At 32.6% G+C, this 13628-nt stretch carries 15 protein-coding genes; 5 read left to right on the top strand and 10 right to left on the bottom strand.

Annotated elements, in window-relative coordinates; genetic code table 11:
- Nucleotides 1-89: 89 nt before the first annotated feature.
- From paaD to ACP15M_RS13305, 7 genes are all read right to left on the bottom strand, one after another.
- Nucleotides 90-590 (bottom strand): 1,2-phenylacetyl-CoA epoxidase subunit PaaD, encoded by a 501-nt coding sequence (gene paaD / locus ACP15M_RS13335; RefSeq protein ID WP_425077702.1) that lies wholly within the window; start codon nt 588-590, stop codon nt 90-92.
- A 77-nt stretch (nt 591-667) separates the two neighbouring features.
- Nucleotides 668-1423, bottom strand: coding sequence for a 1,2-phenylacetyl-CoA epoxidase subunit PaaC (paaC, locus tag ACP15M_RS13330; RefSeq protein WP_425077701.1), 756 nt, complete (start codon nt 1421-1423; stop codon nt 668-670).
- An 81-nt stretch (nt 1424-1504) separates the two neighbouring features.
- A complete protein-coding gene (gene paaB, locus ACP15M_RS13325) occupies nt 1505-1792 on the bottom strand; it encodes a 1,2-phenylacetyl-CoA epoxidase subunit PaaB (RefSeq protein ID WP_425077700.1) in 288 nt (95 codons plus the stop codon).
- A 77-nt stretch (nt 1793-1869) separates the two neighbouring features.
- The gene (paaA, locus tag ACP15M_RS13320; RefSeq protein ID WP_425077699.1) at nt 1870-2826 is read right to left on the bottom strand and encodes a 1,2-phenylacetyl-CoA epoxidase subunit PaaA; all 957 of its coding nucleotides are present in this window, start codon (nt 2824-2826) and stop codon (nt 1870-1872) included.
- 225 nt (nt 2827-3051) lie between these two features.
- On the bottom strand, nt 3052-4125 hold the full coding sequence (paaE, locus tag ACP15M_RS13315) for a 1,2-phenylacetyl-CoA epoxidase subunit PaaE (RefSeq protein ID WP_425077698.1): 1074 nt from the start codon (nt 4123-4125) through the stop codon (nt 3052-3054).
- Nucleotides 4126-4244: 119 nt separating this feature from the next.
- Nucleotides 4245-4823 carry a TetR/AcrR family transcriptional regulator gene (locus ACP15M_RS13310; protein WP_425077697.1) on the bottom strand — a complete coding sequence of 193 codons (579 nt, stop codon included), beginning with the start codon at nt 4821-4823 and terminating at the stop codon, nt 4245-4247.
- Nucleotide 4824: 1 nt separating this feature from the next.
- Nucleotides 4825-5439: a DUF4230 domain-containing protein gene (locus ACP15M_RS13305; RefSeq protein WP_425077696.1), complete on the bottom strand. Its 615-nt coding sequence runs from the start codon at nt 5437-5439 to the stop codon at nt 4825-4827.
- 125 nt (nt 5440-5564) lie between these two features.
- Here ACP15M_RS13305 and ACP15M_RS13300 point away from each other — a divergent pair, with 125 nt between their 5' ends.
- Both ACP15M_RS13300 and ACP15M_RS13295 read left to right on the top strand, forming a co-directional pair.
- Nucleotides 5565-6317: a hypothetical protein gene (locus ACP15M_RS13300; protein ID WP_425077695.1), complete on the top strand. Its 753-nt coding sequence runs from the start codon at nt 5565-5567 to the stop codon at nt 6315-6317.
- Between the two features lie 176 nt (nt 6318-6493).
- Entirely contained in the window at nt 6494-7195 is a 702-nt protein-coding gene (locus ACP15M_RS13295) for a hypothetical protein (protein WP_425077694.1), read from the top strand.
- A 50-nt stretch (nt 7196-7245) separates the two neighbouring features.
- Here ACP15M_RS13295 and gldC read toward each other — a convergent pair whose 3' ends face one another.
- Nucleotides 7246-7584: a gliding motility protein GldC gene (gldC, locus tag ACP15M_RS13290; RefSeq protein ID WP_425077693.1), complete on the bottom strand. Its 339-nt coding sequence runs from the start codon at nt 7582-7584 to the stop codon at nt 7246-7248.
- A complete protein-coding gene (gene gldB, locus ACP15M_RS13285; protein WP_425077692.1) occupies nt 7584-8543 on the bottom strand; it encodes a gliding motility lipoprotein GldB in 960 nt (319 codons plus the stop codon). The genes gldC and gldB overlap by 1 nt, the downstream gene beginning before the upstream one ends.
- A 105-nt stretch (nt 8544-8648) precedes the next feature.
- Here gldB and nadE point away from each other — a divergent pair, with 105 nt between their 5' ends.
- A complete protein-coding gene (gene nadE / locus ACP15M_RS13280; RefSeq protein WP_425077691.1) occupies nt 8649-9437 on the top strand; it encodes an NAD(+) synthase in 789 nt (262 codons plus the stop codon).
- Nucleotides 9438-9566: 129 nt separating this feature from the next.
- A complete protein-coding gene (locus ACP15M_RS13275; protein WP_425077690.1) occupies nt 9567-10196 on the top strand; it encodes a response regulator transcription factor in 630 nt (209 codons plus the stop codon).
- 5 nt (nt 10197-10201) lie between these two features.
- On the opposite strand, the gene dnaG is transcribed toward ACP15M_RS13275, so the two are convergent.
- Nucleotides 10202-12160, bottom strand: a complete 1959-nt coding sequence (dnaG, locus tag ACP15M_RS13270; protein WP_425077689.1) for a DNA primase — start codon at nt 12158-12160, stop codon at nt 10202-10204.
- Between the two features lie 132 nt (nt 12161-12292).
- Between dnaG and ACP15M_RS13265 the strand changes: the two genes are divergently transcribed.
- Complete coding sequence (locus ACP15M_RS13265) at nt 12293-13579, top strand: aryl-sulfate sulfotransferase (protein WP_425077688.1); 1287 nt, start codon at nt 12293-12295, stop codon at nt 13577-13579.
- Nucleotides 13580-13628: the final 49 nt, after the last annotated feature.

Here is a 13628-nt window from a genome sequence, read left to right as displayed (position 1 = left end):
ACGCTATACTTATTTAATTAATCTTTGATATGATCTTAAATCATACTTTGACTATGCTTAGTACAAGAGTTTAAGATCTGATCAAGTTGTCATTTTAAACATTTAAAATAGTCGAATGGCTCATGGCAATCTTCGCATTGAAATTGTGCCTTGCATGCTGTTGAGCCAAATTGACTTACCAATCGTGTATTTTGCGAACCACAATTGGTACACTTAACGATTCGTTTTTCGTTTAGCAATGCATCTTTATCGGCTTCGGCTTCTAAAGGTGCTGCTATCCCATAATCTTCTAGAGCTTTTCGACCTCTAGGTGTGATCCAATCGGTCGTCCAAGCTGGATGCAAAATCAAATCGACAACAGATTCGTAACCTGCATCGTGTAATGCTTTTTTGATATCGTCGCCAATGACATCCATTGCTGGACAGCCACTGTAGGTTGGTGTAATTTCTACTTTAACAATACCATCTTTGATAACAGCAGAACGTACAACTCCCATATCCATAATGGATAATACTGGAATTTCAGGATCTGAAATTTTTTCCAGTATTGGAATTAAAGTATGGTCTATATGTTGTTCTGTTGCAGTCATATTTATTTGAAACTGAAATCTAAATCTAACAATTCAACTTCATATTAGATTCGAATTCAAGTTCGGTTTAGGATTCTTTACCACTCCATATTTGGATAGGTGCGTTGCATATATTGCAAGTCAGCAAGTAAATACCCTAAATGTTCTGTATGAATGCCCTTTTTTCCTCCTTTTTGGAACCATTTGGATTGAGGAACATCAAGTGTTGCTTCATTTAAAAGTTCACCTATTTGTTTGTAATACTCATCCTTTAGTTTGGTCACATCTACACCAACGCCTTCAGAAACCATAGCTATATCAGCTTCGGTTTGATGAAACAATTCATCTGTGTAAGTCCACAAATCATTGATAGCTTCTTGCATTTTCTTCTTGCTTTCTTCTGTTCCGTCACCTAAACGTTTTACCCAATCTGATGAGAAACGTACATGATAACTCACTTCTTTAATACACTTATTTGCAATGGCAGACAATGTTAAGTCTGTACTTTTCTGTAATTCTGAAAGAAACGCTAAGTGATACACATCAAATAAAAATTGACGACCAATCGTGTAGGCAAAATTTGTATTAGGTTGCTCTACTAATAATACATTTTTGTATTCGCGTTCTTTACGAAGCATGGCAATATCGTCTTCAGTTCTATTGTCACCTGCAATTTTTGCTGCGTATTGAAAATAGCTTCGCACTTGTCCGAATAAATCTAAAGAAATATTAGTACAAGCGATATCTGTTTCTAAACTTGGACCATGGCCTGTTAGTTCGCCTAAACGTTGCCCAAGGATGAGACTATTATCTGCGACACCTAATATGTAGTTGTATAAATTTTTGTTTTTCATTTTTACTCAATTGAGATGCTTCCACTAGCTCAGCATGTCATTTAGTTTTGATAATAAGATTCCTGCCTGCGTAGGAATTTGTTACATATGTTTTACTTCGTCTGGTAAATCGTAAAATGTTGGATGACGATAAACTTTATCTTGAGCAGGCTCAAATAATTCGCCATTATGTTCTGGATTTGAAGCTGTAATATGCTTTGATTCTACAACCCAAATACTAACACCTTCATTGCGCCTGGTGTAAACATCTCTTGCGTTTTCGAGAGCCATTTCAGCATCTGCTGCATGTAGGCTACCAAAATGCCTGTGTTCTAATCCGTTTTTACTTCTTACGAAGATTTCCCAAAGTGGCCAGTTTTTTGTTGACATAATTTTTATGTATTGTTTCATCTTATTCTCGATACAAAATTGCTAAAAAGCAATTTCACTCGAACTGACGATAAAATTTATACTGCTTGTTTTTGTTTTCTTTCTTGTTTCTTTTCGGCATGTGCCATAGCTGCATCACGAACCCATTCGCCTCGTTCCCAAGCTCCAACTCTTGCTTTCATTCGTTCTCTATTCATTGGTCCATGACCTTTTACGACTTGCCAAAATTCGTCCCAATCAATCTCACCAAAATCGTAACTCTGACGTGCTTCATTCCATTTTAAATCTGGATCAGGAATTGATAATCCGATTAAATCTGCTTGAGGAACAGTTTGGTCAATAAACTGCTGACGTAAATCGTCGTTTGATTTTCGTTTTAATTTCCATTTCATGGATTGTTCGGTGTGAACTGACACATCATCTGTTGGACCTAACATCATAAGACTTGGCCACCACCAACGGTTGAGTGCATCTTGAGCCATTTCTTTTTGCTCTGGTGTTCCGTTAGCCAATTTTATCATGATTTCATAACCTTGACGTTGGTGAAAACTTTCTTCTTTGCACACACGAATCATGGCTCTTGCATAAGGACCATACGATGTATTACATAAAGGTACTTGATTGATAATTGCTGCTCCATCAACCAGCCAACCAATGGCTCCCATGTCTGCCCAAGTTATGGTTGGATAATTAAAGATACTTGAATATTTAGCTTTACCAGTATGTAGTTGCTCATATAACTCATCTCTTGATACGCCTAAAGTTTCGGTAGCTGAGTACAAATACAGACCATGACCAGCTTCATCTTGCACTTTAGCTAATAGTGCTACTTTACGTCTTAAAGAAGGTGCTCTAGTAATCCAGTTTCCTTCGGGAAGCATCCCAACAATTTCAGAATGTGCATGCTGAGACATTTGTCTGATATGTGTTTTACGATATTTTTCTGGCATCCAATCTTTGGGTTCGATTTTTTCGTCTCTTGCGATACGTGCATCGAATTCCTTTTCAAGATTTTTTAATTGTTCTTCACTCATTTTTTTAAGCTTTTAGCTGTTGGCTATTAGCCTTTAGCTTGTTGAACTTCTTTTTTATTAGCTGTTGGCTGTTGACCTTTTGCTGTTGGCGCGTTAAGGATTGAGCAATTGTTGGAGCTCATCTCTGATAGCGACTTGCGAAAGCCTGACGCTTTTTTGCCATTAAGAGCAAAAAAGGGTAACGCCAAAATTATTATTTTAAGATTCCTTTTTTTTAAAGGAATTTTACACGTCGAAATCGACGATTACTTTATCTGTTGTTGGTACTGCTTGACAACTTAAAACGAAATTTTGAGCGACTTCTTTTTCTTCAAGCGCATAATTAATTTTCATCTCTACTTGACCTTCTATGACTTGGCATTTACAGGTACTGCAAACACCTCCTTTACAAGCAAATGGCAAATCGGCTCCAGCACCTAAAGCTGCATCAAGAATGTTGTCGTATTCTTTAGTCATTGTAAACTCAAACTCTTTTCCGCCATCAATGATTGTCACCTCAACACCTTCAACATTTTGTTTTGCTAAACGTTCTGCTCGTTTGATATCTTCTTCTGAAAGTCCAGTAACAAACAACTCATAATGCACTAGTTCTTTTGGCAATCCTGCATTTACAAGATAGTCACTCACATAGTTTACCATTTTTTCTGGACCACAAAGAAACACCTCACTTGTATCTGGAATATCAATGAATGTTTTGGTTAAAATTTGCATTTTTTCGTCATCAAATCTTCCATTAAACAACTCGATATCTCGACGTTCTTTAGTCAAGAAATAGTAAATTTCTAATCGTCCGAAATACGTATTTCTCAACTGTTCTAATTCTTCTTTAAAGATAATGGATTTTGCGGTTTTGTTTACATAAAACAACTTGCAAGTTGAATTTGGCTCAGCTTCAAGATGTGTTTTAATCATTGAAAGCACTGGTGTAATCCCACTGCCTGCGGCAAAAAACAAATAATTTTTCCGTGTTTTAGGCTTAACAGAAACTCCGAATGTGCCACTTGGAGTCATTACTTCAAGTTGATCTCCTGTTTTTAATTTTTCATTTATGTAGGTTGAAAATTTTCCGCCAGGAATTAATTTTACAGCCACTCGCCATTGATTTTCGATAGGACTAGAACACAATGAATATGATCTACGAATGTCTTCTCCGTTGATATCGGTTTTTAAGGTTAAGTGTTGACCTTGCCTAAATTTAAATGCGTCTTGCAAATCTGATGGAACTTCGAAAGTAATAACTGAAGTATCTTCTGTTTCCTTATAAATATTTGCAACTTTTAAATTGTGAAATTCTGCCATAAGCCTAATCTTCTACTAAAAAGAGAATTTATTTCATTTATTTTTTAAGATTCCTCGATTTCACTCGGAATGATAATCACAAACTAACACTTGTTAGTTTAAGAACAAAGATACAAAATTTAATTGTTATGTGTATTGATTCCTTCAATGAGGATTTCGGTTAAATCGTTTGCCAAATCACCTGCATTTAAGTCTTCTTTTTTAGGAATCCATAAATACAATGAACGTAACGTAGTTAGCATTGAAAACATAATAATTTCGGGATTGCTTTTTTTTATTTCTGAAGAATAAATTCCTTTTTTTATAATGTTAAGAAAATTAGATTCATATTCATTTCTAAGCTGAAGGTAATACTCTAACTGGTCTTCGAGATGCATCCAATCGTTATTTAAAGCTGCCATTTCATTGGTATTATGTGCTGTAATATTTATATGCAATTCAACAATACTTTTTAGTTTAGAAATACTAGATGCTTCAGATAGAATGATAGTATTCATTCCTTTAGTAAATTCTTCTGCAATAGAAATGATTATAGTTTTTAATATGTCTTGTTTAGAGTTAATATGATTATAAAGACTTGCAGCTTTAATTCCCATTGCAGTTGCCAAGTCTCTCATTGTAACAGCACTAAATCCTTTTTCTTTAAAGAGTTTAGCTGCAGTAGTAATGATTTCATTTTTACGTGTTTCTGATTTCATTTTAAAACTTAATGCTCTTTAAAGATTCAAAATCTGAGATTGAAGACTGCTTATATTCTAAGGTCCAACCCAAAGAATTGGTTAGAATATAAAATTTAGCAAGTTCACTAATGAGTCTATTTTTAGCGTTAGATTTTAACTCAGATGCTTCTACTTTTTTCATCAAAGACTGTTTAACTGTTGCTTTGATATTGTTGTAATCTTTAGCTTCAAATTGATTGAAAAAGTCGGCCTGCATATCGTAATATTCGAAATCTGGATTCAGTTTTATTTCTTCTTTTGGAAGGCTAAGTATGCGAAGTGTTTTTGTTGCTTTGTCAATATCATATTCAACTTGACTTAAATCGTAAGCAATCGTGACTTCAGCATTAACAACTACTAAAGCTTTTTTTTCAGCTTCTAAAAAATCGCCAAAAATACTTTTAGAATTTTCGTATGTAAACACTTCACTAAAATAGCCTTCGGTAACTATCAATTTACCCACATTTTTAATTTGCTTTTCGATTAGAGCCGAATTTTGTTGTAATGTAATCTTATGCTCCTTTTTATCTCCACAATATTTATATGTGAATAGAATAAGTAATGTTATTATGACTCCAAATAGTGTTTTTCGCATAGGCTAATTTAGCTAAATTAAATTGTTAAATCGATGTTTCCTATGATTGAAACATTGTAAATCTAAATCTAGATTCATTCAAATTAATATTTTTATCTATCTTAGTATTACCAAATCTACAAATCATGCCTAAAACCGCCTACATTTTAGCAGCTATGTTATTCTCTATATTTAGTTATGGACAACAAATTACGTTTCACAAAAATGTAAATTACAGAGCTAATTCTCTACAACAAGATCTTAATAAGGAAACTCATATGCTTCTTTTAGAAAGCAGTATTGATTCAATTTCTAAAGTAGAAATCTTTAATGACAACTATTCAGAAAATATCGCTGTGAATAGTAATCAAACCAAAATTGATCTTAAAACACTGCCATACGGAAATTTTGTAATTCAAGCCAAAGTAGAGAACCAATGGATTATCATGTATTTGGAAAAAACGGAAGCTATTGAACTTACTAATTCTGATAAAAAACAAAAACAGAAAACTTCTGAGGTCGTTGCTTCTCAGCAAAAACTAAAAACTATTAACAATAAACAACAGATATTTATACCAAAAGTAAACACAATTGATAAGCCTAAAAAACCCATGTATTATTGGGTTGTGTATGAAAGCAATTCTGGTTTTGGATCGAGTAAAACTATGCGATTAGAATATAAGGATGCTGTAAATAGACTCATTTCAAAAAACAAGCGAGAATTAAAATCAAATGTAGGAAAAGACAATACGCTTATTATATATGAAGTATATAATAAATCGGAGTTTATGAATAAACAGTTTAGAAATCCTACCTATTATAAAACAGTAGAGGCTTCAAAATTTTTGAATACAAAACCACTTTATGCTTCAAGCAACGAAATAGAAAGCGATTTCTAACTTTAGTTTTTTTGAAGCACAAAATTTTATTTGACATTATTTTTACACTAGAGACAATCTTCAAAATAAAGTGCATTTTACTAATTATCAGATAAATGACATGAGATTAAAGTAAGTTAATATTCGTACATGTTAATATTTATACGTATCTTATGTTAACCAAATTCTCAAAAATCATGTCTAGAATCTCCTACATTTTAGCAATCATGCTCTGTACCATCTTCAGTTATAGCCAACAAATTACCTTTGAGCCTAATATAAATCCTGATGCTCAAGAATTAAAACAAATTCTTACTAAGAATAAGGATAGTTTAATTTTGGAAAGCAAGCAAAATATTCGTCAAGTCGATATATTTAATGAGAACTATTTTAAAAGTCTAATTGTTGACAGCACTATCACGACAATTGATTTTAATAAGCTCCCATTAGGAAACTTTATTATTAAAGCAAGATTAGGTAAGAAAAGAATTGTGATGTATTTGAAGAAACAAAATGAAAACAATTCTGAAGCCAAACATACAACGCTTGAAATTAAAAAGGAATTAGAAACCTCATCTTCTATTAACAAAGAAGGAACCATCAACCAGTCAACTCCTTTATATTGGGTTGTTCATGAAAGTAATAGTAGTTTCGGATCCCATAAATCTATGAGTTTAGAATATAAAGACACAGTCAATAGGCTGATTTCTAAAAACAAGTTAGAGCTAAAGTCAGAAATAAGCAAAAACAACAAACTGCTTATTTTCGAAGTCTATAACAAATCTAAGTTTATGACCAAGCAACTTAGAAACCATCATTACTACAAATCAAAAAAATCTAAAGTATTTAATGTTGTTCCTATTTACAAGTCTGCAAATACAAGTAAGATAAATCCTTAAATTCATTAAAGACCACTTGTTACCTCTCTATTTGACCTCAATTATTGAAACTAACTTTTTTTCAACTCGAGTTTCTCAGCAAAATAGTCACAAAAATCCATCATAGTAGCCGACATCTTTTCGTCTTGAGTCGCTCTGTGAAAGGTTTTACTCATTTCAACTAATGTTTGATGAAAAAATAATTTCATTTCATCTACTGGCATATCCTTAGTCCAAAGATCTATTCTAAGAGTTTCTTGCGCTTTACTATCCCAAACAGCAAGCATCATTGCTTTAGCTTCAGCATTAGTAATTCCTCCATCTTCGGCAGTCCAATGCAATTGTTCTGGCACTCTATTTTCATCAAGCTCAATGCTAAGTTCTATTTTTGAAGTATGATTTTTCGCCATTATTTAGGTGGTTTATAATTTGAGTTATTAAAAATTTCGACTGCATCTTTTTTCATCATATCTAAAAAAGAAACCTCATTATTATTCATATAAGCCTTTACAATTTGCCAACCTATATATTGACCTAGTCGTCCTGGCGACTCTCTATCTAATTGCAAATAAAACTTAGAAAAAGGCGCATCAGCAATAAAGCGTCCAGGCAAACTAGTATCTGTACTAAATAGATATTCATTTTCGATAAAGTTAGTCCAAATTTGTCCTTCATTATTTTTTGCAAATTCCAATTGTTTTGCTGAATAACCAATTTTTTCTTCATCGGTTTTAAAAGGAATCATTTTATCTTTAAAATACAATTGCTTTCCAAAGTATATCATATCATCTAAAAGAGTTTTCTTTTGCGTTTGATAGATATAACGTGTTGCATACTCTGATGCCAAATTAGGTACAATTTGAGATGCTTTCATGTTTTGTGTAATATACCTAGGAATGTTTGCATAAAACGGATGCTCGTGACCTAAATAATTATCTAATGGAATAAGCACAATCGTATCGGTTACAATGACCTTATCTCTATATTTAACATCATTTGTTAAAGTAACCACACGAGGTTCAGAAAACGTAATGTCGTAATATTTTAAATGCTGAAATAGCTTAGTAAGTTCATTGTCAATAGTTGAAAAATCATCAAACTTCTTATGTACTTCTTGCAATAATTCTCTTTGTAAAGAATCGTTCATTCGTGCAGTAAATATCGAATCTGGAACTTGTTTTGAAAATAAAAATGGAAATGTTTTTTTTAGCTGTCCCAAATCCTTTGGAGTCGCTTCATAAAACGCACGATCAAAACGCTCCACTATAAAATCAATATCTATTTTAGAAATTTCTTCTTCAATTTGATTTTCATTTTTACACGAGTAAAAAGCTAAGAACAAAAAGAGAATACAAGAAAAATTTTTCATAATTAGTTTCAAAAAAACTTAAGTGTTATTAATTTTTATTACTAACGCTATTGCTTTATTTTTGTTTTGCAAAGGTACTATTCTTTCATATAAATTCTAATAAAAATGCAAACAGAAAAAGTTACTGATTATATTATAAACTGGCTTAAAAACTATGCTACTAATGCTAAAGTAAATGGTTTTGTTGTTGGTATCTCTGGCGGAATTGATTCTGCAGTAACATCAACACTTTGCGCAAAAACAGGCTTAGACGTTTTATGTATTGAAATGCCAATTCATCAAGCTGAAAGTCATGTAAGCAGAGCACAAGAACATATTGCTCAATTGAAAGCACGTTTCCCAAATGTAAAAGACATAAGAACAGACTTAACTCCTGTTTTTGAAGAGTTTAAAACTGAAGTTTCTCTTGAAGGAAAACAAAGTGTTGTTGATATGGCTTTAGCAAATACAAGAGCACGATTACGCATGACTACCTTGTACTATCATGCAGGACTTTTAGGATTATTAGTTGCTGGAACAGGAAATAAAGTTGAAGATTTTGGAGTTGGGTTTTACACCAAATATGGTGATGGAGGTGTCGATTTGAGTCCGATTGCAGATTTATTAAAATCTGAAGTATATGCGATTGGTGAATTACTAAAAGTTCCTGAATCTATTATGAAAGCCGCACCAAGCGACGGACTTTTTGGTGATGCCAGAAGCGATGAAGATCAAATTGGAGCTTCTTATCCAGAATTAGAATGGGCAATGCAACAAAAAAATAATGGAAAAACTGTTGATGATTTTGAAGGACGACAGCGTGAAGTTTTTGAAATTTTCACACGTTACAATACTAATAATCAGCATAAAATGTTGCCAATACCAATTTGCGAAATTCCTAAAAATTTAAAATAATTAATGAATTAATCGCTACAAAAAGCGATTCTTATTGATTTTTTTTCTATTTTTGCACTTGAAATCTCCACATTCTAGAACTTAATCAATTTAGGTTCTGGTCGCTTATAACCAACTAAATTAAATATCATGATTAAGGTATTAGTAGTAGATAGTCATCCTATTGTTAGGACTGGCTTTGAACTCTTATTCAAAGAACATCACGACATCGAAGTTATTGGTACTGTTGGTAGTGGTGTAGAAATATTTGAATTTGTACGACGCCATCAAGTGGATGTTATCGTCTCAGAAATTGACCTTCCCGAACTTAACGGAATTACCGCATTAAGAGCTATTAAGAAAGAACACAGTAATATTAACATTATCATGTTTAGTTATCATCCTGAAGAAATTTACGCTATAAGCACTATAAAGGCTGGAGCATCAGGATATGTTTCAAAAACGGAATCTACTGAAGTTATCGAAAAAGCTATTAGACTTGCACACAAAGGCGATTTATATTTAAGTGAAAAAATGTCAAAACATCTTAAATATAATGATACCAAGCAATCTAAAAGTAGAATTTATAAACGACTTTCTACTCGCGAAGTAGAGGTTTTAAAATTATTATCGTCTGGTAAAAAGAATAAAGAAATTGCTTTAGAACTTGATATTAACGAAAAAACTGTGAGCACTTACAAAGCAAGGCTATTCAAAAAACTTAATGTAACCAATTTAATAGACCTTGTAAACCAAGGCAAACATATGGAGCTGACTTAAACTTTTTAGCTTATCACTTTTCCTAATTTTCGTGATAGCAACATTTTAAGTCCGAGATAATCTTTTACATCTTCTAAAATTCCTCTTGAATTTGAATCTTCTTTAAGGGTTTCATTTTGATATTCGGCTACTTTTTTATCAATCAAATAACATCGCAATGTTAAAATGGTTTGGTTTACAAGCTGAGGAATCGATTGGCTTTTTTCTTTAGGAACAATATGATTGCGTTCCCAATCGTGTAAGTTGTAGCGCTCATCATTCATTAAAATTGTAGTCACTTCTTCAGCCAAATCTTGATCTAATTTATTCACAAAATTACGAGTAGAAAACTCAGATTCTTGATGCAATGTGTCAATTAATGTATAATACAAGGTTTTAAAAACTGAATTAGAAAATTGCATTTCATCTTCTTGCAGGTCTAAATATATTTTTTCAAACACTTTAGCATTATGAACTACTGGTTCAAGTTTTAACTCACCATCATCACCTTCTTTTAAAACCAAGTCTTCAAAATCTTCAGTCTTATTTCCGTAGAGCAATAAAATTTCGATGATTTTACGCTCCAATTCATATTGCAAATCTACTTTAGGCGCTTTAACATCTGGCTTTACGACATTAAAAGCTTTTTGCTGAGCTTTATAGGCCTTATTTTCTTCTTGATTGGCTTTTTTATTGATTTGTGCTAAAGTACTAAAGAGTACTTCTTCACTAATATCCATAATTCGAGAACACTCTTGAACATAGATTTCCTTTTTAATTTGGTCAGGAATTTTAGAAATACTATTCACAATTTCTCGAATAGTCTCTGCTTTTTTTATCGGATCATTATTAGCTTCTTTTACCAACAAAGATGCTTTAAACTGAATAAAATCTTGTGCATTGTTTTCAAGGTAAGCCGACAATTCTTCAAGTGTATTTTGCTTAGCAAAACTATCTGGATCCTCGCCTTCTGGAAAGGTACAGACCTTAACATTCATGCCTTGTTCTAATATAAGATCAATACCTCTAATTGATGCTCTAATTCCTGCGGCATCACCATCAAAAAGCACTGTAATATTTTTTGTTAAACGATTAACAAGTCTTATTTGTTCTGGAGTTAATGCAGTTCCCGAAGATGCAACGACATTTTTAATTCCTGTTTGATAAAACTGAATCACATCTGTATAACCTTCAACTAAATAGCAGTTATCTTGCTTAGCAATGTATTTTTTAGCATGAAACAAGCCATATAGGATTTTACTTTTATGATAGACTTCACTCTCAGGAGAATTTAGGTATTTCGCAGCTTTTTTGTCTGTTTTTAAAATTCGCCCTCCAAATCCTAAAACACGACCACTCATACTGTGAATTGGAAACATCACACGACCTTTAAAACGGTCGAACTTTTTGGCTTCTTTAACAATTGTGAGTCCTGTTTTTTCCAAAAACTCTAACTGATATCCTTTTTTCATCGCCTCATCTGTAAAGGCTTGCCATTCGTCTAAAGCATATCCTAGGTGAAAAGTTTTAATCGTTTCATTAGTAAAACCACGCTCTTTAAAATAACTAAGTCCGATTGCTTGTCCTTGGTCGGTTTTGAACATAACTTTTTGAAAGTAATCATTAGCAAATTCATTTACCAAATACAAGCTCTCACGTTCGTTAGCTTCTTGCTTTTGCTCATCACTCTGTTGAGTTTCTTCTATTTCAATATTATATTTTTTTGCTAAATATTTTATAGCTTCAGGATAGGTAAAATGTTCATGTTCCATTAAAAAGGTTACAGCATTACCTCCTTTTCCGCTAGAAAAATCTTTCCAAATTTGTTTTACAGGTGACACCATAAAACTAGGAGAACGTTCATCACTAAACGGACTTAGACCTTTGAAGTTACTTCCTGCCTTTTTTAATTGCACAAAATCTCCAATAACCTCCTCAACACGAGCGGTTTCAAACACTTCTTCTATAGATTGTTTTGAAATCATTTATTAGCCTAAATTACTCAATTAAAAAGCAAAGGTAAATTTAAATAAAGAATTTGTTTTAAAAACTAAGTGAGTGAATTAACTTTGAACTATTACATTAAAATTAATTAATACCTTTATTGAAAAATAATTATGAGATTTTTTAGATATAGCTTTGCTTTATTTACATGTGCATTCTGTTTAAATTGTCAAAATGATGATGACATTGCACCTACAAATGACACTCCAGATCCAATTCTTACCGAAAACATTGAAGTTTACAACGGCAATTTAATTGATAATAGTTACACTTTAGCCGTAGAAAATGGAGGCACACAATCTTACTTATTAGATAAATCTGGTAATAAAATAAAAGAGTGGCAATTTGACGACAATCTTGGAAATGACTTAGAGTTATTGCCTGAAGGAAAGCTTTTAGGTATTTTTAAATCTGACAACCCTTCAATCACATTTGGAGGTTTTGGAGGCATTGTTAAAATTATAAATAATGATGGCAGTATTGACTGGGAATACGAATACTCATCTGAAGATTACATCTCTCACCATGACACTGAGATTTTACCAAATGGCAATGTATTATTTATAGTTTGGGAAAAAATTGACATTGCTGAAGCTCAAGCTAATGGAGTTAATACAACTGTACCTATTTATCCTGAAACACTTATTGAAATAAACCCTTCAAACAATCAAATTGTTTGGCAATGGCGAAGTTTTGATCATATCATTCAAGATGAAGATGATACACTTTTAAATTTCGGAAACATTAGTGACAACCCTCAACTCATAAATATTAACTATAATATCGTTGACAATGGAGATATCATGCATGCTAATGGTGTTGATTACGACGCTACTAAAGATGTCATCTATTTAAGTGTAAATTATTATAATGAAATATGGGTCATTGATCACAGCACTTCGACTGCTGAAGCTGCAACAAATTTAGGAGGAAATTACAATAAAGGAGGTGACTTACTGTATCGTTTTGGCAATCCTAATGCATATGAAAATACCGAAGGCACGCGCTTATTTTACAATAATCATTTCCCTAATCTTTTAGAAGATGATGAGCCTGGAGAAGGCAATGTTTTAGTTTATGTTAATGGAAGTAATACTGGTCAATCTGTTGTTTATGAACTAGACATGCCTAATGATTTTGAACTCACACCTAACTTAAATAATGAGCCTAACATTGTGTGGAGTTTTACTGATCCTGCCTTATTTCACGGAAGAGTTTCTGGAGCTGTTCGACTTAAAAACGGAAATACTTTAATTGCTGAAGGTGATTATGGTTTTTGGGAAGTAACAAACAACGGAAGCATTGCTTGGAAATACAATGGCTTAGGCACTAATTTTTGGAGATGCTACGCTTACGATTTTGATGACCAAGAGATTCTTGACTTAAATCTTGAAGAATAAAATTATTTAGATAAAATAAAAAACCGATTCAAATTGAATCGGTTTTTTA

It is taken from the genome of Psychroserpens sp. S379A (assembly GCF_049800755.1).
In the GTDB taxonomy this organism is placed as follows: domain Bacteria; phylum Bacteroidota; class Bacteroidia; order Flavobacteriales; family Flavobacteriaceae; genus Psychroserpens.
Note: the sequence above shows the minus strand (reverse complement) of the source record. Positions and strands in the feature narration are given on the sequence as shown.